The 21,562-nt window shown below is 54.9% G+C and carries 19 protein-coding genes and 2 tRNA genes; 14 read left to right on the top strand and 7 right to left on the bottom strand.

Annotation, left to right across the window (positions count from 1 at the left end):
* The first annotated feature begins 38 nt into the window (after positions 1 to 38).
* Both FND52_RS20860 and FND52_RS20865 read left to right on the top strand, forming a co-directional pair.
* Positions 39 to 115, top strand: a tRNA-Asp gene (locus FND52_RS20860).
* 54 nt (positions 116 to 169) lie between these two features.
* Positions 170 to 245 (top strand) — tRNA-Trp (locus FND52_RS20865).
* Between the two features lie 82 nt (positions 246 to 327).
* Here FND52_RS20865 and hdfR read toward each other — a convergent pair.
* Positions 328 to 1,149, bottom strand: a complete 822-nt coding sequence (hdfR, locus tag FND52_RS20870) for an HTH-type transcriptional regulator HdfR (protein ID WP_144133084.1) — start codon at positions 1,147 to 1,149, stop codon at positions 328 to 330.
* A gap of 119 nt (positions 1,150 to 1,268) precedes the next feature.
* On the opposite strand from hdfR, the gene FND52_RS20875 reads away from it, so the two are divergent.
* Positions 1,269 to 1,607, top strand: a complete 339-nt coding sequence (locus FND52_RS20875) for a MaoP family protein (RefSeq protein WP_125295425.1) — start codon at positions 1,269 to 1,271, stop codon at positions 1,605 to 1,607.
* Between the two features lie 25 nt (positions 1,608 to 1,632).
* On the opposite strand, the gene FND52_RS20880 is transcribed toward FND52_RS20875, so the two are convergent.
* Entirely contained in the window at positions 1,633 to 3,153 is a 1,521-nt protein-coding gene (locus FND52_RS20880; protein ID WP_144133086.1) for a YifB family Mg chelatase-like AAA ATPase, read from the bottom strand.
* A gap of 335 nt (positions 3,154 to 3,488) precedes the next feature.
* Between FND52_RS20880 and ilvL the strand changes: the two genes are divergently transcribed.
* The 6 genes from ilvL to ilvA all read left to right on the top strand — a co-directional run bounded on the left by ilvL (position 3,489) and on the right by ilvA (position 10,043).
* Positions 3,489 to 3,587, top strand: coding sequence for an ilv operon leader peptide (ilvL, locus tag FND52_RS20885; protein WP_071530467.1), 99 nt, complete (start codon positions 3,489 to 3,491; stop codon positions 3,585 to 3,587).
* Positions 3,588 to 3,726: 139 nt separating this feature from the next.
* Positions 3,727 to 5,373 (top strand): acetolactate synthase 2 catalytic subunit, encoded by a 1,647-nt coding sequence (gene ilvG / locus FND52_RS20890; RefSeq protein ID WP_125295427.1) that lies wholly within the window; start codon positions 3,727 to 3,729, stop codon positions 5,371 to 5,373.
* Positions 5,370 to 5,639 (top strand): acetolactate synthase 2 small subunit, encoded by a 270-nt coding sequence (gene ilvM / locus FND52_RS20895; RefSeq protein ID WP_125295428.1) that lies wholly within the window; start codon positions 5,370 to 5,372, stop codon positions 5,637 to 5,639. Before ilvG ends, ilvM begins: the two co-directional genes overlap by 4 nt.
* A 16-nt stretch (positions 5,640 to 5,655) precedes the next feature.
* On the top strand, positions 5,656 to 6,585 hold the full coding sequence (locus tag FND52_RS20900; protein WP_125295429.1) for a branched-chain amino acid transaminase: 930 nt from the start codon (positions 5,656 to 5,658) through the stop codon (positions 6,583 to 6,585).
* A 60-nt stretch (positions 6,586 to 6,645) separates the two neighbouring features.
* Positions 6,646 to 8,496: a dihydroxy-acid dehydratase gene (gene ilvD, locus FND52_RS20905; protein WP_144133088.1), complete on the top strand. Its 1,851-nt coding sequence runs from the start codon at positions 6,646 to 6,648 to the stop codon at positions 8,494 to 8,496.
* 2 nt (positions 8,497 to 8,498) lie between these two features.
* Positions 8,499 to 10,043, top strand: a complete 1,545-nt coding sequence (gene ilvA, locus FND52_RS20910) for a threonine ammonia-lyase, biosynthetic (protein ID WP_125295431.1) — start codon at positions 8,499 to 8,501, stop codon at positions 10,041 to 10,043.
* On the opposite strand, the gene ilvY is transcribed toward ilvA, so the two are convergent.
* Positions 10,040 to 10,930: an HTH-type transcriptional activator IlvY gene (gene ilvY / locus FND52_RS20915; protein ID WP_125295432.1), complete on the bottom strand. Its 891-nt coding sequence runs from the start codon at positions 10,928 to 10,930 to the stop codon at positions 10,040 to 10,042. The two genes, ilvA and ilvY, sit on opposite strands and share 4 nt — an antisense overlap.
* Positions 10,931 to 11,078: 148 nt before the next feature.
* Between ilvY and ilvC the strand changes: the two genes are divergently transcribed.
* Positions 11,079 to 12,554, top strand: a complete 1,476-nt coding sequence (ilvC, locus tag FND52_RS20920) for a ketol-acid reductoisomerase (protein ID WP_144133090.1) — start codon at positions 11,079 to 11,081, stop codon at positions 12,552 to 12,554.
* Between the two features lie 49 nt (positions 12,555 to 12,603).
* Here ilvC and ppiC (FND52_RS20925) read toward each other — a convergent pair whose 3' ends face one another.
* Entirely contained in the window at positions 12,604 to 12,885 is a 282-nt protein-coding gene (ppiC, locus tag FND52_RS20925; RefSeq protein ID WP_001140255.1) for a peptidylprolyl isomerase PpiC, read from the bottom strand.
* A 47-nt stretch (positions 12,886 to 12,932) separates the two neighbouring features.
* Positions 12,933 to 13,214 carry a peptidylprolyl isomerase PpiC gene (gene ppiC, locus FND52_RS20930; protein ID WP_144133092.1) on the bottom strand — a complete coding sequence of 94 codons (282 nt, stop codon included), beginning with the start codon at positions 13,212 to 13,214 and terminating at the stop codon, positions 12,933 to 12,935.
* A 121-nt stretch (positions 13,215 to 13,335) separates the two neighbouring features.
* Between ppiC (FND52_RS20930) and rep the strand changes: the two genes are divergently transcribed.
* Positions 13,336 to 15,366, top strand: a complete 2,031-nt coding sequence (gene rep, locus FND52_RS20935; RefSeq protein WP_144133094.1) for a DNA helicase Rep — start codon at positions 13,336 to 13,338, stop codon at positions 15,364 to 15,366.
* 24 nt (positions 15,367 to 15,390) lie between these two features.
* On the opposite strand, the gene gppA is transcribed toward rep, so the two are convergent.
* Both gppA and rhlB read right to left on the bottom strand, forming a co-directional pair.
* Positions 15,391 to 16,875, bottom strand: a complete 1,485-nt coding sequence (gene gppA / locus FND52_RS20940; RefSeq protein WP_144133096.1) for a guanosine-5'-triphosphate,3'-diphosphate diphosphatase — start codon at positions 16,873 to 16,875, stop codon at positions 15,391 to 15,393.
* A gap of 5 nt (positions 16,876 to 16,880) precedes the next feature.
* Positions 16,881 to 18,149 carry an ATP-dependent RNA helicase RhlB gene (rhlB, locus tag FND52_RS20945; RefSeq protein ID WP_125295437.1) on the bottom strand — a complete coding sequence of 423 codons (1,269 nt, stop codon included), beginning with the start codon at positions 18,147 to 18,149 and terminating at the stop codon, positions 16,881 to 16,883.
* A gap of 118 nt (positions 18,150 to 18,267) precedes the next feature.
* Between rhlB and trxA the strand changes: the two genes are divergently transcribed.
* The 3 genes from trxA (at position 18,268) to wecA (ending at position 21,560) form a co-directional block, all read left to right on the top strand.
* Positions 18,268 to 18,597 carry a thioredoxin TrxA gene (trxA, locus tag FND52_RS20950; protein ID WP_002437994.1) on the top strand — a complete coding sequence of 110 codons (330 nt, stop codon included), beginning with the start codon at positions 18,268 to 18,270 and terminating at the stop codon, positions 18,595 to 18,597.
* Between the two features lie 351 nt (positions 18,598 to 18,948).
* Positions 18,949 to 20,208, top strand: coding sequence for a transcription termination factor Rho (gene rho / locus FND52_RS20955; RefSeq protein ID WP_002437993.1), 1,260 nt, complete (start codon positions 18,949 to 18,951; stop codon positions 20,206 to 20,208).
* A 248-nt stretch (positions 20,209 to 20,456) separates the two neighbouring features.
* Complete coding sequence (gene wecA / locus FND52_RS20960) at positions 20,457 to 21,560, top strand: UDP-N-acetylglucosamine--undecaprenyl-phosphate N-acetylglucosaminephosphotransferase (RefSeq protein ID WP_125295438.1); 1,104 nt, start codon at positions 20,457 to 20,459, stop codon at positions 21,558 to 21,560.
* The last annotated feature ends 2 nt before the right edge of the window (positions 21,561 to 21,562 follow it).

A 21,562-nucleotide genomic window follows, 5' to 3' on the forward strand; every position in this document is an offset into this window, starting at 1 on the left:
ACCGGGGCAATAAACCGGTGGTTGTGGAAAAATTCGGTGGAGCGGTAGTTCAGTCGGTTAGAATACCTGCCTGTCACGCAGGGGGTCGCGGGTTCGAGTCCCGTCCGTTCCGCCACTTATTAAAAAAATTAAGCCTGCTAACTTAGCAGGCTTAGTGATAACAAAATATAGGGGCGTAGCTCAGTTGGTAGAGCACCGGTCTCCAAAACCGGGTGTCGCGAGTTCGAGTCTCTCCGCCCCTGCCAGTAATAATCCTTAGCTTCGGCTAAGGATTTTTTTTTGCTTGTTTTCCTTCCTTTAAGACCTTCAAGTTAACCTTTCGTCTAATCAGATAATGATTGGCGCTTTCAGCAATTCTTTAATCCATTGTTGTTTATCGCTATTCTGCAACCAGATGGCATACAGCGGGCGAGAAAGCATGGTGGAATCTGCTACCGTAAAAAGATCTTTTTTATCCGCAGCCCAGGCCGTAGGCAACCAGGTGCAACCATTGAGTTGCGGCAGCATTTTGCGAGTAATTTCAGCAGAACTGGTTGTCAAAAAAGGAATATCATCCTGAGTAATCAGCCCTGCCTCATGCTGCTGAAAATCAGGTCCCCACTCCAGCCGCAGATAGCTTAATTCAGCACGCTTTTTATCGGGCACAGAAGCAAAAAGGGCCAGCGAGAAATGTCCAAGCAGCTGGCTGGAAAACTCATCCATTTTCGGTGCTTCTGTGGTGATGAGCAGATCCAACTGACGTTCATGCAGCTGCTTAACCAGCGACTGGCGCTGTGCGATTCGAGCCTCAAACTGTAGATTACTGTAAGTGCCATATAAGCGCGTCAGCCAGTCTGTCAGCATACATTCCCATAATGACGCGCTGGCACCAATCGATAACTCGTTATGCCGTGTCGTGTGCGCTACCTCTTTCTTTGCCGCCTGCCAGGTACTCATCAAGTTCTCGGCATAGGGCAGTAATTTTTCCCCCGCAGTGGTCAGCCGAATGTTGTTGCGATGGCGGGTAAAAAGATTCACGCCCAGCTGATTCTCTAACTGACGGATACGAAAGCTAACTGCTGATTGCGTCAGGTAAAGCGCTTCTGCAGCGCGGCCAAAATGGCGAGTTCTGCTGACTTCAAGGAAGGTTTTAAGCAAGTCAGTATCCACATCTCTCTCCGCAAAATTTTTTGTCGTTATGATTTAAATGTTTTGTTTGACGCTCTGTCAAGCGTAACTAATACTCCGCGCCATAAATAGCTCGGCCAAGAGAATTAGGAGCGTGTAGGATGGCGGAAAGCTTTACGACGACTAATCGATTTTTCGACAATAAATATTATCCGCGCGGGTTCTCTCGCCATGGTGATTTCACGATCAAAGAAGCGCAGTTGCTGGAGCGTTGTGGTTATGCGTTCAATGAACTGGATTTAGGTAAACGCGAACCCGCGACTGACGAAGAGAAGCAATTCGTCGCCGTTTGCCGTGGTGAGCGCGAGCCTGCAACAGAAGCTGAGCGTGTGTGGAGTAAGTACATGACGCGTATCAAGCGCCCAAAACGTTTCCATACCCTGTCAGGCGGCAAGCCGCAGATGGAAGGCGTGGAAGACTACACTGAGAGCGATGATTAAAAAACAGGGGCGATAAGCCCCTTTTTTACGCCAGCATCTTTTGCAGATGCACCAGCATTCTGTCGATAGCGCGGTAGGATAACGCTTCAAGGATATGTTCGCGCAGGATATCCTGCGATTCAGACATATCGGCGATTGTCCTGGCAACCCGTAGCAGCCTGAACCAGGCGCGTGTCGAAAGACCCAGCGTATGTAAGATATTCTCCATCCAAACGGCATCTTCCGTGCATAGTTCGCAATGGGCATTGATGTCATGGTTATCCAGCTGCGCATTCAGCTTGCCCTGGCGTTGATATTGTCGCTCCTGAACGCGTCGTACCCGGGCTCGTACCACGGAACTGCTTTCTGATGACAAGTTTCGTTGGCTCAACATACCCGCCGGTGGCAGCGGGATCTCCAGCGAAATATCGAACCGGTCAAGAAAGGGTCCGGAGAGCCTTCCCAGATAGCGTAAGGTTTGTTCTGGCGTACAGCGATTATGGTTGCCCTGGTAATGCCCCGTTGGGCTGGGGTTCATGGCGGCGATAAGCTGAAAACGAGCCGGATAGCTGACTTTAGCGCGTGTCCGTGAAATATGAATCATACCGGACTCAATCGGCTCTCTCAGCGCGTCCAGCACGCGCCGTTCAAATTCGGGCAACTCGTCAAGAAACAGCACGCCGTTATGGGCCAGTGAAATTTCACCAGGCAAGGGGATCGCGCCGCCACCCACCATGGCCGTTAACGATGCACTGTGATGAGGAGCCCGGAAAGGGCGCTGACGCCACTGTTGGTGGATCGTCAACGGGTTGACCAGGCTATGGATAGCTGCGCTTTCCAGCGCCTCCCGATCGCTTAATATCGGCAGTAAGCCATTAAGCCGGCTAGCCAGCATGGTTTTACCTGTACCGGGAGGGCCGATAAACAGTAAGTTATGCCCGCCAGCAGCAGTGATCTCTAATGCGCGTTTACCCTGCTGCTGGCCGACGACTTCACTTAGATCGTCTGTTATCAATGGCGCAGCGGCTGCAGATAAATGAGGAGGTTCCAGTTCAGTCTTGCCCTCCAGAAAAGCACATACCTGTTGTAAATGTTGAGCAAGCAAGCAGCCTTCTTCCTGAATCAGCCCGACTTCCTCAGCGTTATCCTGCGAGACAATAATCTTTCTGCCAGTGCTTAACGCTTCCATTGCCGCACAGATCGCGCCGGGAACGCCCCTCAGCGCGCCTGTAAGCGCGAGTTCACCAACAAACTCGTAACAGGCCAGGTTTTGGGCATTAAGCTGCTCAGACGCCGCCAGTAGCGCAATAGCGATAGGTAAGTCATATCGTCCTCCTTGCTTGGGCAGATCCGCCGGGGCGAGGTTAATCGTGATTTTACGTGCCGGAAAGGTGTAACCACTATTGATTAAGGCGCTACGGACGCGATCTCTGGCTTCTTTCACGGTAGTTTCCGGAAGCCCAACAATGGTGAGCCCGGGTAAACCCTGGCTGATATGCACTTCAACCGTCACCAGCGGGGCGGTGACGCCTAATGCTGCGCGTGTATAGATGACCGACAATGACATAATTCCTCCAGTGAAGAGATTTTGTCAGCCAGTACGCGACAGCCAAAATGAGGATTGTTGAATTTACGACCATCATTCCAGGCTTTATATGTGGTTTTCATATTTGACACAGCAACTGGAATCAATATCGCAAACTCAAAAATGGATCAAAAGCTGTGAGATTCGCTTCATTCCTGAAAAAAATTCATTTGGAATTTTAATCAGAAAAAACAGTAGCTTCTTAACGATTTCATCCGAAAGCAAAAAATCAATCTGTAAAAATTTGTTGTATGTTGAACCCGCTCTATGGTAACTCTTTAGGTATTCCTTCGATTACGATGTAAGAAATATCCAAAATGACAGCCCTTCTACGAGTGATTAGCCTAGTCGTGATTAGCGTGGTGGTGATTATTATCCCACCGTGCGGGGCTGCACTTGGAGAAAGAAAGGCTTAAAAATCAAGCCTGAATCAACGAGAACCCCCGCACCGAAAGGTCCGGGGGTTTTTTATTAGCTAACGAATGGTGATGAGGGGTCAATGATGTGTTCTAGCATAAAATCCTGTTTGCCTCATTCTGAGACGGAAGAATAACTATGAATGGTGCTCAGTGGGTGGTACATGCTTTGCGGGCTCAGGGAGTGGATACGGTTTTCGGCTACCCCGGTGGCGCGATAATGCCCGTGTACGATGCGTTATATGACGGAGGCGTCGAGCATTTACTGTGCCGCCACGAGCAGGGTGCCGCCATGGCCGCTATCGGTTATGCGCGTTCAACCGGTAAAACAGGCGTTTGTATCGCCACCTCTGGCCCTGGTGCCACCAACTTAATCACCGGTTTAGCGGATGCGTTACTGGATTCTGTACCCGTTGTGGCCATCACCGGGCAGGTCGCTTCCCCGCTGATTGGCACCGACGCGTTTCAGGAGGTGGATGTGCTGGGTCTTTCACTGGCATGCACCAAGCACAGCTTCCTTGTTGAATCTTTAGAAGAGTTACCTCACGTCATCGCCGAAGCCTTTGAAATCGCCAGGTCAGGCCGTCCGGGCCCGGTTCTGGTTGATATTCCTAAAGACATCCAAATTGCCAGCGGCGATCTTGAACCCTGCCTGGCCGCGGTTGAAGACACTTTCGAATTGCCTCATGCCGAGCTGGAACAGGCGCGCACCATGTTGAACCAGGCGAAAAAGCCGATGGTCTACGTGGGCGGCGGGGTAGGGATGGCGCAGGCTGTTCCCGCATTACGCGAATTTTTAGCCGTTACCGCGATGCCCGCCACCGTCACGCTGAAAGGCCTTGGCGCGGTGCCTGCCGATTATCCGGGCTATGTAGGGATGTTGGGTATGCACGGCACCAAAGCAGCCAATCTGGCAGTGCAGGCGTGTGACCTGCTGATCGCCGTGGGTGCCCGTTTTGATGACCGCGTGACCGGCAAACTGAACACCTTTGCGCCGCACGCTAAGGTCATCCATATGGATATCGACCCGGCGGAGATGAACAAACTGCGTCAGGCGCACGTCGCTTTACAGGGCTCGCTGAACCACTTACTGCCTGCTTTGCAAAAGCCGTTAGCCATTGATGCCTGGCGTGAAGAAGTCAGCGTACTGTGTGCGGAACATGCCTGGCGTTATGACCATCCCGGCGAGGCCATCTACGCGCCGCTGCTGTTAAAACAGCTCTCCGAGCGTAAACCACACGACAGCGTGGTCACCACCGACGTCGGCCAGCACCAGATGTGGGCCGCGCAGCATATGTCCTTTAGCCGCCCGGAAAACTTCATCACTTCAAGCGGTTTGGGTACGATGGGATTTGGCTTGCCAGCCGCGGTCGGCGCGCAGGTGGCGCGTCCTGACGATATGGTGATCTGCGTATCCGGTGACGGATCGTTCATGATGAACGTCCAGGAATTGGGCACGGTGAAGCGAAAGCAGCTGCCGTTGAAAATCGTGTTACTGGATAACCAGCGCTTAGGCATGGTTCGCCAGTGGCAGCAGTTATTCTTCGCCGAGCGTTACAGTGAAACCACCCTGACCGATAACCCCGATTTTTTAATGTTGGCCCGCGCCTTCGGCATCCCTGGCCAGCACATCACCCGCAAAGATCAGGTAGAGGCCGCGCTCAACGAAATGTTGACCAGCGAAGGGCCGTATCTGCTTCACGTCTCAATCGATGAACTGGAAAACGTCTGGCCGCTGGTACCGCCGGGTGCCAGTAACTCACAAATGCTGGAGAAATTATCATGATGCAACATCAACTGGCGGTACAGGCGCGTTTTCGTCCAGAGACGCTGGAGCGTGTGATCCGCGTGGTTCGCCATCGCGGTTTTGAAATCTGCTCAATGAACATGGCGACGGCAAGCAACGCCGAAAATATAAATATTGAATTGACCGTTGCCAGCCTTCGCCCTGTCGAATTACTGTTTAGTCAGCTTAGTAAGCTGGTCGATGTCGCTTATGTCGAGATCCAGCAAGAAACACATCACTCATTATCACAACAAATTCGCGCATAAGCGCAAAGGAAGAAAAATGACGACGAAGAAAGCTGATTATATCTGGTTCAACGGTGAGATGGTTCCGTGGGGCGAGGCGAAGGTTCACGTGATGTCTCATGCGTTGCACTACGGTACGTCAGTCTTTGAAGGCATCCGTTGCTACGACTCCCATAAAGGCCCGGTGGTTTTTCGTCATCGCGAGCACATGCAGCGTCTGCGTGACTCGGCAAAAATCTATCGCTTTCCGGTCACGCAGAGCGTGGACGAGCTGATGGAAGCGTGCCGCCAGGTGATCCGCAAAAACAATCTGGTGAGCGCTTACATTCGTCCGCTGGTGTTTGTTGGCGATGTCGGTATGGGTGTAAACCCGCCCCCGGGCTACACCACCGACGTGATTATCGCCGCGTTCCCGTGGGGCGCGTATCTGGGCGCTGAAGCCCTGGAGCAGGGTATCGACGCGATGGTCTCTTCCTGGAACCGCGTTGCGCCGAACACCATCCCGACCGCCGCGAAAGCGGGCGGCAACTATCTTTCCTCACTGCTGGTTGGCAGCGAAGCGCGCCGCCACGGTTATCAGGAAGGTATCGCGCTGGATGTGAATGGTTATATCTCCGAAGGCGCAGGCGAAAACCTGTTTGAAGTGAAAGACGGCATTCTGTTTACTCCGCCGTTCACTTCTTCTGCACTGCCGGGCATCACCCGTGATGCGATCATCAAGCTGGCGCAAGATCTGGGTATCGAAGTGCGCGAGCAGGTGCTATCCCGCGAATCGCTATACCTGGCCGACGAAGTCTTCATGTCCGGCACCGCCGCTGAAATCACGCCGGTACGCAGCGTGGACGGCATCCAGGTCGGCGAAGGCCGCTGCGGCCCGGTGACCAAACGTATTCAGCAAGCATTCTTTGGCCTCTTCACCGGTGAAACCGAGGATAAATGGGGCTGGTTGGATCAGGTAAATTCATAATTAAAAATGGGACGGCTCGCACCGTCCCATTTAACAGATACAGATGGGAGTAACTAAAGCATGCCTAAGTACCGTTCCGCCACCACCACCCATGGCCGCAATATGGCAGGTGCCCGCGCATTATGGCGCGCCACCGGCATGACCGACGCTGACTTCGGTAAGCCGATTATCGCGGTGGTGAACTCTTTTACCCAGTTTGTGCCGGGCCACGTACACCTGCGCGATTTGGGCAAACTGGTTGCCGAGCAAATCGAAGCCGCAGGCGGCGTAGCAAAAGAGTTTAATACCATTGCCGTGGATGATGGCATCGCCATGGGCCACGGCGGCATGCTTTATTCACTGCCGTCCCGCGAACTCATTGCCGACTCGGTGGAGTACATGGTGAATGCCCACTGCGCCGATGCGATGGTGTGCATTTCCAACTGCGATAAAATCACCCCAGGGATGCTGATGGCCTCGCTGCGCCTGAATATCCCGGTGATCTTCGTCTCCGGCGGGCCGATGGAAGCGGGCAAAACCAAGCTCTCCGACAAAATCATCAAGCTGGACCTGGTCGACGCCATGATCCAGGGCGCAGACCCGAAAGTCAGCAACGAACAGAGCGAGCAGGTTGAACGCTCGGCGTGCCCGACCTGCGGCTCCTGTTCCGGGATGTTCACCGCTAACTCCATGAACTGCCTGACCGAGGCGCTGGGCCTGTCGCAACCGGGCAACGGCTCGCTGCTGGCGACCCACTCCGATCGCAAAGCGCTGTTCCTGAGCGCCGGTACACGCATCGTTGAATTAACCAAACGCTATTACGAGCAGGACGATGCCCGCGCGCTGCCGCGCAACATCGCCAACAAAGCCGCGTTTGAAAACGCCATGACGCTGGATATCGCCATGGGCGGCTCCACCAACACGGTACTGCACCTGCTGGCGGCGGCGCAGGAAGCCGAAATAGATTTCACCATGAGCGATATCGATAAGCTGTCGCGCAAAGTGCCGCAGCTGTGTAAGGTCGCGCCGAGCACCCAGAAATACCATATGGAAGACGTGCACCGTGCGGGTGGCGTACTGGGGATCCTGGGCGAGCTCGACCGCGCTGGCCTGTTGAATCGCGACGTATTTAACGTGCTGGGGCTGACCCTGCCGGAAACCCTCGAGCGCTACGACATCATGCTGACTAAAGACGATGCGGTGAAAAGCATGTTCTCCGCTGGTCCGGCAGGCATCCGCACTACTCAGGCGTTTTCTCAGTCCTGCCGTTGGGATTCACTGGATACTGACCGTCAGGACGGCTGTATCCGATCGCTGGAGCATGCCTACAGCCAGGACGGCGGTCTGGCGGTGCTGTACGGTAACTTTGCTGAAAACGGCTGCATCGTGAAAACCGCAGGCGTGGACGACAGCATCCTCAAATTCACCGGCCCGGCAAAAGTCTACGAAAGCCAGGACGACGCGGTAGAAGCCATTCTCGGCGGCAAAGTGGTGGCGGGCGACGTGGTGGTTATCCGCTATGAAGGGCCGAAAGGCGGGCCGGGTATGCAGGAGATGCTCTATCCGACCACCTTCCTGAAATCCATGGGCCTCGGCAAAGCTTGTGCGCTGATCACCGATGGGCGTTTCTCTGGCGGGACGTCCGGCCTGTCTATCGGCCACGTTTCCCCGGAAGCGGCCAGCGGCGGCGCGATCGGCCTGATTGAAGACGGCGATTTGATTGCCATCGACATCCCGAACCGCGATATCCAACTGCAGGTCAGCGACCGCGATCTGGCTGCCCGCCGTGAAGCTCAGGAAGCGCGTGGCGAGCAGGCCTGGACGCCGCGTAACCGCGAGCGTCAGGTTTCCTTCGCCCTGCGTGCCTACGCAAGCCTGGCCACCAGCGCGGATAAAGGCGCGGTGCGCGATAAATCAAAACTCGGGGGTTAATCATGGCCGACGTCCAACCCCTACCAGCCGCCCCCTGCGGGGCGGAGTATCTACGCGCGGTGCTGCGTTCGCCGGTTTATGAAGTGGCGCAGGTTACCCCGCTGCAAAAGATGGAAAAACTGTCATCCCGGCTGGGCAACGTGATTCTGGTGAAGCGGGAAGACCGCCAGCCGGTTCACAGCTTTAAGCTGCGCGGCGCGTACGCCATGATGGCGAATCTTACCGATGAGCAAAAATCTCGCGGTGTGGTGACGGCATCTGCCGGCAACCATGCCCAGGGCGTCGCGCTCTCCTCGTCACGGCTTGGTCTGAAATCGCTGATTGTGATGCCGGTGAGCACGGCAGATATCAAAGTGGACGCGGTGCGCGGTTTCGGCGGCGAAGTGCTGCTGCACGGCGCGAATTTCGACGAAGCCAAAGCCAAAGCGATTGAGCTGTCTACCCAGCAGGGCTTCACCTATGTGCCGCCGTTCGACCATCCGGCAGTGATTGCCGGGCAGGGCACGCTGGCGCTGGAGCTACTTCAGCAGGACGCGCATATTGACCGGGTATTTGTTCCGGTGGGCGGCGGCGGCCTGGCGGCGGGCGTGGCGGTATTGATCAAACAGCTGATGCCGCAGATCAAAGTGATCGCCGTAGAAGCGGAAGATTCTGCCTGCCTGAAAGCAGCGCTGGATGCCGGGAAGCCGGTCGATTTGCCGCGCGTTGGGCTGTTCGCCGAAGGCGTGGCGGTTAAACGCATCGGCGACGAAACCTTTCGGGTCTGCCAGGAGTATCTGGATGACATCGTGACGGTAGACAGCGACGCGATCTGCGCGGCGATGAAAGACCTGTTTGAGGACGTGCGCGCCGTGGCGGAGCCGTCTGGCGCGCTGGCGCTGGCGGGCATGAAAAAGTATATCCAACAGCACAATATCCACGGCGAGCGTCTGGCGCATGTGCTGTCTGGCGCAAACGTCAATTTCCACGGGCTGCGCTATGTTTCCGAACGCTGTGAACTGGGCGAACAGCGCGAAGCGCTGCTGGCGGTCACTATCCCGGAGGAGAAAGGCAGCTTCCTGAAATTCTGCCAGCTGCTGGGTGGCCGTTCGGTGACGGAATTTAACTACCGTTTCGCGGATGCCAGAGACGCCTGTATCTTCGTGGGCGTGCGGCTGAGCCGTGGAATGGAAGAGCGCAAAGAGATCCTCACTATGCTGGCCGACGGCGGCTACGCCGTCGTGGATCTGTCTGACGATGAAATGGCGAAACTGCACGTGCGCTACATGGTCGGCGGGCGGCCATCGCGCGCGCTCCACGAGCGGCTGTACAGTTTCGAATTTCCGGAATCGCCGGGCGCGCTGCTGAAGTTTTTACAAACCCTCGGCACCCACTGGAATATTTCTTTGTTCCACTACCGCAGCCACGGCACCGACTATGGCCGCGTGTTGGCCGCGTTTGAGCTGGGCGATCATGAGCCGGATTTCGAAACCCGGCTCAATGAACTGGGCTATGACTGCCACGATGAGTCAAACAACCCGGCGTTCCGCTTCTTCCTGGCGGGTTAGTGGTTCGGGAGTAACGTCCAGAACGCATCAATAAGCGGCTCATGAAGCCGCTTTTTTTGTGCGCATACGCCAAGCTCAAACGGCGTTTTCTCATCGCTGCGCTCTAAAATCATCACGCGGTTACGCACCGGTTCCGGGCTGTTTTCCAGCACCACTTCCGGCAGCAGCGCCACGCCGCAGCCGAGCGCCACCATCGACACCATCGCTTCATGCCCGCCGACGGTGGCGTATATCGACGGATTGCTGATTTTCTGGCGGCGGAACCAGAGTTCGATACGGCGACGCACCGGCCCCTGATCGGCCATGATAAACGGCACCGTTGACCAGTCAGGGTCATCTACCGACACCTGGTTGCGCACCGGGCAGGGCAGCGCCGGGGCGATCAGCACTACCGCCAGGTTTTCCAGCATCGAGAACGCCACCGCGCCGGGCAGGGTTTCCGGTTTGCCGGCAATCGCCAAATCCGCTTCGCCAGTGACCACTTTTTCCATCGCGTCGGCGGCATCGCCGGTGGTGAGCTTAATTTCTACCGACGGATGTTCGGCGCGAAAGCGGTCAAGGATCGGCGGCAGATGGCTATACGCGGCGGTGACCGAACAGAAAATATGCAGCTCGCCGGAGAGCGACGGCCCCTGCTGATCGATAGTGTGGCGCAGTTGTTGGTACTGTAGCAGCGTTTGCTGGGCGAAGACGCGCAGCGATTCTCCGGCTTCGGTTAACGTCACCGTGCGGTTATCACGCACAAACAGCGCCTGGCCGAGATCCTCTTCCAGCCGCTGGATCTGCCGGGATAGCGTGGAGGGGCTGACGTGCATCGCCCGCGCGCTGCGGCCAAAATGGCGGCTTTCCGCCAGATGCAGAAAGGTTTTCAAATCGCGTAAATCCACAGGCGGCGCTCCCGGTTTGACGTTGCAGAAATTGCAATGTGACGTTGTGAATATATCAATTTCCGCAATAAATTTCCTGTCATATAGTAAGTTCATTCTCGCAAAAGCGAACCGAACAATAAGCACCACAACATCACGAGGTTTCATCATGGCTAACTATTTCAACACACTGAACCTGCGCCAGCAGCTGGCGCAACTGGGTAAATGTCGCTTTATGGGCCGCGACGAATTTGCCGATGGCGCAAGCTATCTTCAGGGTAAAAAAGTGGTCATCGTCGGTTGTGGCGCACAGGGTCTCAACCAGGGCCTGAACATGCGTGACTCCGGTCTGAATATCTCCTACGCCCTGCGTAAAGAAGCTATCGCGGAAAAACGTGCGTCCTGGCGTAAGGCCACCGAAAACGGTTTTGCGGTAGGCACTTATGAAGAGCTGATCCCGCAGGCGGACCTGGTGGTTAACCTGACGCCGGACAAACAGCACTCCGACGTAGTGCGTTCCGTTCAGCCGCTGATGAAAGACGGCGCGGCGCTGGGCTACTCTCACGGTTTCAACATCGTTGAAGTGGGCGAGCAGATCCGTAAAGACATCACCGTAGTGATGGTTGCGCCGAAGTGCCCTGGCACCGAAGTGCGTGAAGAGTACAAACGTGGTTTCGGCGTACCGACTCTGATCGCCGTTCACCCGGAAAACGATCCGAAAGGCGAAGGCATGGCGATTGCTAAAGCCTGGGCTGCGGCCACTGGCGGTCACCGTGCGGGCGTGCTGGAATCCTCCTTCGTAGCGGAAGTGAAATCTGACCTGATGGGCGAGCAGACTATTCTGTGCGGTATGCTGCAGGCCGGCTCTCTGCTGTGCTTTGACAAGCTGGTGGAAGAGGGTACCGATCCGGCATACGCAGAAAAACTGATCCAGTTCGGCTGGGAAACCATCACCGAAGCACTGAAGCAGGGCGGTATCACCCTGATGATGGATCGCCTGTCTAACCCGGCGAAACTGCGCGCTTATGCCCTGTCTGAACAGCTGAAAGAAATTATGGCACCGCTGTTCCAGAAACACATGGACGACATTATCTCTGGCGAGTTCTCCTCCGGCATGATGGCGGACTGGGCCAACGACGATAAGAATCTGCTGACCTGGCGTGAAGAGACCGGCAAAACCGCCTTCGAAACCGCGCCGCAGTATGAAGGCAAAATCAGCGAGCAGGAGTACTTCGATAAAGGCGTACTGATGATTGCAATGGTGAAAGCGGGCGTTGAGCTGGCATTCGAAACCATGGTGGATTCCGGCATCATTGAAGAATCTGCATACTATGAATCACTGCACGAGCTGCCGCTGATCGCCAACACCATCGCCCGTAAGCGTCTGTATGAAATGAACGTGGTAATCTCCGATACCGCCGAGTACGGTAACTACCTGTTCTCTTACGCCTGCGTGCCGTTGCTGAAAGAATTTATGACCACGCTGCAGCCGGGTGACCTGGGCAAAGCGGTGGAAGGCAGCGCGGTAGATAACGCGCAGCTGCGTGACGTGAACGACGCGATCCGCAGCCATGCGATTGAAGCGGTAGGCCAGAAACTGCGCGGGTATATGACGGATATGAAACGCATCGCCGTTGCCGGCTAATTTCCAAAGCAACAAAAAAGCCCGGTGAAATTTTCACCGGGCTTTTTTGTTAGTTACGGTACAGCACTTTAATGATGTGGTAACCGAACTGAGTGTGCAGCGGGCCGGTCGGCTCCAGCACCGGGCAGGAGAACACCACTTTATCGAACGCCGGTACCATCTGGCCCTGGCGGAATTCGCCTAAATGGCCGCCTTTTTTGCCTGACGGGCAAATGGAGTGCTTCTTCGCCAGCTTTTCAAAATCGCCGCCGTTTTTAATCTGCTCCAGCAGATCCAGAGCCAGTTTTTCTTCTTTAACCAGAATGTGCAGTGCTGCCGCTGTTTTAGCCATGTGGGTGCCTTAAGTCATAGGGATTACGGCGGCTATAGTAGCGATCCTTAATGGCGATACAACACCTTAATGATGTGATAGCCGAATTTTGTTTTCACCGGCCCGAACGGTTTTAACAGCGGGCAGCTGAACACCGCCTGGTCAAAGGGAGCGACCATCGCACCTTTGCTGAACTCACCCAGATTGCCGCCGTTGCGCCCGGAAGGACAGCTGGAGTAGCGTTTCGCCAGGGTATCGAAGCTGACGCCGCGCTCGAGTTTTTGCATAATCTCCAGCGCCAGTTTTTCCGTCCTGACGAGGATATGCAGGGCCGCTGCGGTTCTTGCCATAATTAATCTCCGGGAAGTCATTCGCTTGTCTTCACTTTACCATTCCCTGACCGGATTGCCGTTAATTCCTCGTTCCGCTTTTGCTACAATCCCTCCCCCGTTCGAAGATTGAGCAACCATCATGCGTTTAAACCCCGGTCAACAACACGCTGTCGAATTCGTCACCGGCCCCTGCCTGGTGCTGGCGGGCGCTGGCTCCGGAAAGACACGCGTGATCACCAATAAGATCGCCCACCTGATCCGCGGCTGCGGTTATCAGGCCAAACATATCGCGGCAGTGACCTTTACCAATAAAGCGGCGCGCGAAATGAAAGAGCGCGTGGCGCAAACCCTGGGGCGCAAAGAGGCGCGCGGCCTGATGATCTCCACTTTCCATACCCTGGGCCTGGAGATCATTAAACGCGAATACAAAGCCCTGGGCATGAAGGCCAACTTCTCGCTGTTCGACGATACCGACCAGCTGGCGCTGATCAAGGAACTGACCGACGGGCTGGTGGAGAACGATAAAGCGCTGTACCAGCAGTTGCTGTCCACCATTTCGAACTGGAAAAATGACCTGCTTAACCCGGCCCAGGCGGCGGCGCAGGCCAAAGGCGAACGCGACCGCATTTTTGCCCATTGCTATAGCCTGTATGACGCCCATCTCAAAGCCTGTAACGTGCTCGACTTTGACGATCTGATCCTGCTGCCGACGTTACTTTTACAGCGTAATGAAGAGGTGCGCGAACGCTGGCAGAACCGCATCCGCTATTTGCTGGTGGATGAGTATCAGGATACCAACACCAGCCAGTATGAAATGGTGAAGCTGCTGGTGGGCGCGCGAGCGCGGTTTACCGTGGTAGGCGATGACGATCAGTCCATCTACTCCTGGCGCGGCGCGCGTCCGCAGAACCTGGTGCTGCTCAGCAAAGATTTCCCGGCATTGCAGGTAATCAAACTTGAGCAAAACTACCGCTCATCCGGGCGCATCCTGAAAGCGGCGAATATCCTGATCGCCAATAACCCGCACGTGTTTGAGAAAAAGCTGTTTTCTGAACTGGGTTATGGCACCGAATTAAAAGTGCTGTCGGCCAATCATGAAGAGCATGAAGCGGAGCGGGTGGCGGGGGAGCTTATCGCTCATCACTTTATCAATAAAACCCAGTACAAGGATTATGCGATTCTTTACCGCGGCAACCACCAGTCGCGGGTGTTTGAAAAACTGTTGATGCAAAACCGCATTCCGTACCGCATCTCTGGCGGCACCTCGTTCTTCTCACGCCCGGAAATTAAAGATTTGCTGGCTTATTTGCGGGTGCTCACTAACCCGGACGACGACAGCGCGTTTATGCGTATTGTGAATACGCCGCGCCGGGAAATCGGCCCTGCCACGCTGCAAAAACTGGGCGAATGGGCCAATCAGCGCAATAAGAGTCTGTTCACCGCCAGTTTCGATATGGGGTTGAGCCAGACGCTGACCGGGCGCGGTTATGAATCCTTAACTCGCTTCACCCACTGGCTGGGCGAGGTGGCTCGCCTGGCGGAGCGCGAGCCGGTAGCGGCGGTGCGCGATCTGATCCACGGGATTGATTACGAATCCTGGCTATACGAAACCTCGCCCAGCCAGAAAGCCGCCGAAATGCGCATGAAGAACGTTAACCAGCTGTTTAGCTGGATGACGGAAATGCTGGAGGGCTCGGAGCTTGAGGAGCCGATGACGCTGACTCAGGTGGTTACCCGTTTCACCCTGCGCGACATGATGGAACGTGGCGAAAGCGAAGAGGATCTCGATCAGGTCCAGCTGATGACTCTGCACGCCTCCAAAGGTCTGGAATTCCCGTATGTCTTTTTAGTGGGCATGGAAGAGGGACTGTTGCCGCATCAGAGCAGTATTGATGAAGACAACGTCGATGAGGAGCGCCGTCTTGCTTATGTCGGCATCACCCGCGCCCAGAAAGAGCTGACGTTTACCCTGTGCAAAGAGCGCCGCCAGTACGGGGAGCTAGTGCGCCCGGAACCGAGCCGTTTTCTGCTGGAGCTACCGCAGGACGACGTGCTGTGGGAGCAGGAGCGCAAAGTGGTTTCCCCTCAGGAGCGGATGCAGAAAGGGCAAGGTCATCTGGCGAATCTGAAAGCGATGATGGCGAAAGCGCGCGGAGAGAAAAACGCGTAAGCGCCCGGGAAAGGGCGCTGACGATTAATTGATTTCTAACGGCCAGTGCACGTAACTCTGCCAGAGCTGTTCCTGCTCCAGCGATTCGGCGGCAAGCGGATGGCTGGCTAACCAGTTTTCCGGCAGGGTCAGGGTGAGCGTATCGCCCTGGGCGGCCAGATCCACTGTGGGTAATGTATCGTCGCGGCGACGGCTGGCGAACATAATCGACAGCCGCAGCAGACGGCACAGCTGCTCGGCCACGCGCGGCGGCACGGCGTTTTGCTGGTGCAACGACGACAGATCCACCGGGCTGGTTTGATTTAACAGTAGCGTGGACAGCAGCTTTTTCTGCGCCGGCGTGAAGCCGGGCAAATCAAGGTTGCTTACCAGCCACGCGGCGTGCAGCGGTGCCTGTTTAAAATCAACGCTCAGGCCAATTTCATGCAGCTGCGCGGCGGCATGCAGCATCGCTTTACTGAGATCGTCCAGTTGCCAGGCATCCGACGTCTGGGCGATAAACTTTTCAGCCAGATGAGATACGCGCTGTGCCTGTTCGGTATCCACCAGAAACCGACGCTGAATATTACGCAGCGTGCGGCTGCGAATATCCTGATCCACCGACAGATGCAGCATGCCGTAGACCAGCCCTTCGCGCAGCGCACCGCCTGCCAGCGTCATGCACTCAATATTCAGCTCTTTAAAGATGGCGATCAGAATGGCGAGGCCGCTGGGAAATACCAGCGCGCGCTCAAGCGTCAACCCTTCGATTTCCAGTTCTTCCAGACGCCCACAGTGGATGGCGCGCTGTTTCAGCTGTTCGAGCTTGGCAAGCGTAATGCGCTCATCCATGCCCTGCGCCATCATGATTTCCTGTAATGCCTGAACGGTGCCGGATGCCCCGACGCAGGTTTGCCAGCCGTGTTTGCGCAACTCGCCGATAACCGGCTGTAACACTGCTCTCGCAGCCTGCTGGGCGGCCTCGAAATTTTCTTTAGTCAGGCTGCGGTCGGTGAAAAAACGCTCAAGCCAGGTGACGCAACCCATCGACAGGCTGAACAGCGATGTCGCCTGCGCGCCGGTACCGGTGACCAGTTCGGTGCTGGCACCGCCAATATCTACCACCAGCCGACGATCCGCGCCGCCCGTGGTGTGCGCCACGCCCTGATAAATCAGCCGCGCTTCTTCTTCGCCGCTGATCACCTGGACCGGGCAGCCTAAAATTTGCTGCGCTTTCTCGATGAATTCGGCGGAGTTAATCGCAAGACGCAGCGTGGCGGTGGCAACGGCGCGGACCTGAATAGAGGGAATATCCTGTAAACGTTCGGCGAACAGCCGCAGGCATTGCCAGCCGCGTTCCATGGCATCATGCGAAAGGGTGTTGTCACTGCTTAAGCCCGCCGCGAGGCGGACTTTGCGTTTGATGCGCGTGAGGGTCTGGATACTGCCCGCCACCTCACGCACTACCAGCATATGAAAACTATTCGAACCGAGATCTATAGCTGCATACAGCGAGGCGGCGGAGGGCATCTGACTTAACCTGTGCGGCGACGGTTTCGGGGTGCGCCACCGGTGCGACGCGGGCCATTGCCGGAGCGAACACGGGTCAGGCGTTTCGGCGGCGGCAGCTGGTTCAACAGCGCATCAGGATTATATTTACTCACCGGAATCGAATGGCTGATGTAGCTTTCGATGGCCGGAAGGTTCAACGCATACTCTTCACAGGCCAGGCTGATGGAGTGCCCGCTGGCGCCTGCGCGTCCGGTGCGGCCAATACGGTGAACGTAATCTTCACAGTCGTCCGGCAGATCGTAGTTGAACACATGGGTTACCGCAGGAATGTGTAAGCCACGCGCCGCAACGTCGGTCGCTACCAGAATATCCAGGTCGCCACGGGTGAATTCTTCAAGAATACGCAGGCGTTTTTTCTGCGCCACGTCGCCGGTTAATAACCCGACGCGATGACCGTCAGCGGCCAGATGACCCCAAATATCTTCACAGCGATGTTTGGTATTGGCGAAAATAATCGCGCGATCTGGCCACTCTTCTTCAATAAGGGTCTGCAGCAGACGCATCTTTTCTTCGTTGGACGGATAGAAAAGTTCTTCTTTTATGCGGTGGCCGGTTTTCTGTTCCGGTTCGACTTCCACATATTCCGCGTTGTTCATCTGCTCGAAAGCCAGTTCACGCACGCGATAAGACAGGGTGGCAGAAAACAGCATATTCAGACGCTGGGTCACCGGCGGCATGCGACGGAACAACCAACGAATGTCCTTAATAAAGCCGAGATCGTACATGCGATCCGCTTCATCAAGCACCACAACCTGGATTGCGCCCAGATTAATGTGGTTTTGCTTGGCGTAGTCGATTAAACGACCGGTAGTGCCGATCAGAATATCAACGCCGCTTTCCAGCACTTTAAGTTGTTTATCGTAACCGTCGCCGCCGTAGGCCAGACCGATTTTCAGGCCAGTGGATTGCGCAAGCGGTTCTGCATCAGAGTGAATCTGGACGGCGAGTTCACGCGTCGGCGCCATAATAATCGCGCGCGGCTGATTCACCTGGCGGTTTTCGATCGCCGGGTTAGAAAGGAGGTAATGAAACGTTGACGTTAAAAACGCCATCGTTTTGCCGGTACCGGTTTGCGCCTGTCCTGCAACATCACGTCCCGCCAGCGTCAGGGGAAGTGCGAGTGCCTGAATCGGAGTGCAATTATGAAACCCTTTCTTTTCAAGGGCTTCAATCACCGCAGGGTGCAGGGCGAAGTCGGCAAACTTCTGTTCTGTTAAATGTGTTTTGCTCATAGTGTGGTAGAATATCAGCTAACTATTGCTTTACGAAAGCGTATCCGGTGAAATAAAGTCAACCTAATGTTGGTTAATGCTACACCAACACGCCAGGCCTAATCTTGTGGAGTAAAACATGAGCGATAAAATTATTCACCTGACCGATGACAGTTTTGACACGGATGTACTTAAAGCGGACGGGTTGATTCTTGTTGATTTCTGGGCAGAGTGGTGCGGCCCTTGTAAAATGATTGCGCCGATTCTGGATGAAATCGCTGATGAATATCAGGGCAAATTGACTATTGCCAAGCTGAACATTGACCAAAACCCGGGCACCGCGCCGAAATACGGTATTCGCGGCATCCCTACGCTGCTGCTGTTCAAAAATGGCGAAGTGGCGGCGACCAAAGTGGGTGCGTTGTCTAAAGGTCAGCTGAAAGAGTTTCTGGACGCTAACCTGGCGTAATCGCCTCTTAGCCGGCGCGTGCAGGGTCCGAAAAACTTCGGACCGCTGGACGCCCGGCGATAGTCGTGCTAAGTTGTTTATCAACTGCTGTTTGAACTTGCCTTATAGTTTAAATCTTGTAATACCCAATACTTCCCGGTGCTAAAAGACAGACTGCCTTTAAGCCCGCGTGAAGTAATTATTATCCGGGCTCATCATTCATTCCGTCTCGTCGTTTCAGTTCTGCGTTCTTTCCTGCAACCAGGCCACGAACAGACATGAGATGAAGGCCGTTAACAGGCATGGATGTTCCTGCCATACCATTCACAACATTAAGTTCGAGATTTACCCCGAGTTTAAGAACCCACCATTATGAATCTTACCGAATTAAAGAATACGCCGGTTTCTGAGCTGATTACTCTCGGCGAAAATATGGGGCTGGAAAACCTGGCCCGTATGCGCAAACAGGACATTATTTTTGCCATCCTGAAGCAACACGCGAAGAGTGGCGAAGATATCTTTGGCGACGGTGTGCTGGAGATATTGCAGGACGGATTTGGTTTCCTCCGTTCCGCAGACAGCTCCTACCTTGCCGGTCCCGATGACATCTACGTTTCTCCCAGCCAAATCCGCCGTTTCAACCTCCGCACAGGGGATACCATCTCCGGTAAGATTCGTCCGCCGAAAGAAGGCGAGCGTTACTTTGCGCTGCTGAAAGTTAACGAAGTCAACTACGACAAACCAGAAAACGCCCGTAACAAAATCCTGTTCGAAAACCTTACCCCGCTGCACGCGAACTCCCGTTTGCGTATGGAGCGCGGCAACGGCTCAACTGAGGATTTAACCGCGCGCGTACTGGATCTGGCATCGCCGATTGGCCGCGGCCAGCGTGGTCTGATTGTGGCACCGCCGAAAGCCGGTAAAACCATGCTGCTGCAGAACATTGCCCAGAGCATCGCTTACAACCATCCTGACTGTGTGCTGATGGTGTTGCTGATCGACGAACGTCCGGAAGAAGTAACCGAGATGCAGCGTCTGGTGAAAGGTGAAGTGGTTGCGTCAACCTTCGACGAACCGGCTTCCCGTCACGTTCAGGTTGCCGAAATGGTGATCGAGAAGGCCAAGCGCCTGGTTGAGCATAAGAAAGACGTGATCATTCTGCTCGACTCCATTACCCGTCTGGCGCGCGCCTACAACACCGTGGTACCGGCTTCCGGTAAAGTATTGACCGGTGGTGTGGACGCCAACGCCTTGCATCGTCCGAAGCGTTTCTTCGGTGCTGCACGTAACGTGGAAGAGGGCGGTAGCCTGACCATCATCGCGACTGCGCTGATTGATACCGGCTCCAAAATGGACGAAGTTATCTACGAAGAGTTTAAAGGTACAGGCAACATGGAACTGCACCTGTCTCGTAAGATTGCGGAAAAACGCGTGTTCCCGGCGATTGATTACAACCGCTCCGGTACCCGTAAAGAAGAGCTGCTCACCACGCAAGAAGAGCTGCAGAAAATGTGGATCCTGCGTAAGATTATTCACCCGATGGGCGAAATCGACGCGATGGAATTCCTCATTAACAAGCTGGCCATGACGAAAACTAACGATGATTTCTTCGACATGATGAAGCGCTCGTAAGTTGTAAAAACTCGGGGAACGCCACGCTTTGTCGTGGCGTTTTTCATTATAGTTTCTGGGATACGGAATTTTCCTCTTGATGCAGGGTTTTTTACCTGCCAAGGTCGCGTGACTTCTGTGAGTTGGCTATCTTTATCTTGCTGAATAATAAATAGTCCCTTTCAAGGATGACGCATAACCGCCCTTCTGAAGCAATGACTTCGCGGTTATACTTCCAACGGACTTATCTTTTGCAGAGAGCGCACACTGTGAATTTAATTACCTCGGGTGCCGAGCTAATCGGTATCTTTTTATTCACAACCATTTTTCTTTTTTTCGCCCGCAAGGCGGCTAAAAAAATTGGATTGGTGGATAAGCCCAATTTCCGCAAGCGTCACCAGGGACTCATCCCCTTAGTGGGCGGGATCTCCGTCTTTGCAGGCATCTGCTTTACTTTTGCAATCGCTGACTACTATATCCCCCACGCTGCGCTGTATCTGTCGTGCGCCGGCGTTCTGGTGCTGGTGGGCGCGCTGGACGATCGTTTCGATATCAGCGTAAAAATTCGTGCGTTGATTCAGGCTATTATCGCTGTTGTCATGATGTGGTTCGGCGGGCTGTATATGAGCAGCCTGGGCTATATCTTTGGCTCCTGGGAAATGGTGCTCGGTCCGTTCGGCTATTTCCTGACGCTTTTTGCGGTCTGGGCCGCCATAAACGCCTTCAATATGGTTGATGGCATCGATGGCCTGCTCGGCGGGCTTTCCTGCGTGTCGTTTGCCGCGATGGGACTGATTTTATGGTTCGATGGGCAACTTAGCCTTGCGATGTGGTGTTTCGCCATGATCGCCGCCATTCTCCCTTATATTCTGTTAAATCTGGGCGTGTTGGGTCGCCGTTATAAAGTTTTCATGGGCGATGCAGGCAGTACGCTCATTGGCTTCACCGTCATCTGGATCCTGCTGGAAACCACCCAGGGCGTGACCCATCCGATTAGCCCGGTCACTGCTCTATGGATTATCGCCATCCCGTTAATGGATATGGTCGCGATCATGTATCGCCGTTTACGCCGCGGCATGAGCCCTTTCTCGCCCGACCGCCAGCACATTCATCATTTGATCATGCGCGCTGGTTTTACTTCCCGACAGGCTTTTGTGCTGATTACGCTTGCTGCTGCACTGCTGGCGGGCATTGGCGTCGCTTCTGAATATGCGCATTTTATTCCTGAGTGGGTAATGTTGGCACTGTTTTTGCTGGCATTTTTCCTCTACGGGTACTGCATTAAACGAGCGTGGAAAGTCGCGCGTCTGATTAAGCGCATCAAGCGTCGCATGCGTAGAAATAATGACAATAACCCGACATTAACCAAATGAAG

Source organism: Atlantibacter subterraneus, from assembly GCF_007570865.1.
Classification (GTDB): domain Bacteria; phylum Pseudomonadota; class Gammaproteobacteria; order Enterobacterales; family Enterobacteriaceae; genus Atlantibacter; species Atlantibacter subterraneus.

Bases quoted from the DNA above. Each gene is read 5' to 3' on its own strand.
- ilvM (WP_125295428.1), top strand. From the start codon at position 5,370: ATGATGCAACATCAACTGGCGGTACAGGCGCGTTTTCGTCCAGAGACG.
- ilvG (WP_125295427.1), top strand. From the start codon at position 3,727: ATGAATGGTGCTCAGTGGGTGGTACATGCTTTGCGGGCTCAGGGAGTG.
- rho (WP_002437993.1), top strand. From the start codon at position 18,949: ATGAATCTTACCGAATTAAAGAATACGCCGGTTTCTGAGCTGATTACT.
- ilvA (WP_125295431.1), top strand. From the start codon at position 8,499: ATGGCCGACGTCCAACCCCTACCAGCCGCCCCCTGCGGGGCGGAGTAT.
- ilvL (WP_071530467.1), top strand. From the start codon at position 3,489: ATGACAGCCCTTCTACGAGTGATTAGCCTAGTCGTGATTAGCGTGGTG.
- ilvD (WP_144133088.1), top strand. From the start codon at position 6,646: ATGCCTAAGTACCGTTCCGCCACCACCACCCATGGCCGCAATATGGCA.
- FND52_RS20875 (WP_125295425.1), top strand. From the start codon at position 1,269: ATGGCGGAAAGCTTTACGACGACTAATCGATTTTTCGACAATAAATAT.
- ilvC (WP_144133090.1), top strand. From the start codon at position 11,079: ATGGCTAACTATTTCAACACACTGAACCTGCGCCAGCAGCTGGCGCAA.
- FND52_RS20880 (WP_144133086.1), bottom strand. From the start codon at position 3,153: ATGTCATTGTCGGTCATCTATACACGCGCAGCATTAGGCGTCACCGCC.
- FND52_RS20900 (WP_125295429.1), top strand. From the start codon at position 5,656: ATGACGACGAAGAAAGCTGATTATATCTGGTTCAACGGTGAGATGGTT.
- trxA (WP_002437994.1), top strand. From the start codon at position 18,268: ATGAGCGATAAAATTATTCACCTGACCGATGACAGTTTTGACACGGAT.
- rep (WP_144133094.1), top strand. From the start codon at position 13,336: ATGCGTTTAAACCCCGGTCAACAACACGCTGTCGAATTCGTCACCGGC.
- gppA (WP_144133096.1), bottom strand. From the start codon at position 16,875: ATGCCCTCCGCCGCCTCGCTGTATGCAGCTATAGATCTCGGTTCGAAT.
- ppiC (WP_001140255.1), bottom strand. From the start codon at position 12,885: ATGGCTAAAACAGCGGCAGCACTGCACATTCTGGTTAAAGAAGAAAAA.
- rhlB (WP_125295437.1), bottom strand. From the start codon at position 18,149: ATGAGCAAAACACATTTAACAGAACAGAAGTTTGCCGACTTCGCCCTG.
- ppiC (WP_144133092.1), bottom strand. From the start codon at position 13,214: ATGGCAAGAACCGCAGCGGCCCTGCATATCCTCGTCAGGACGGAAAAA.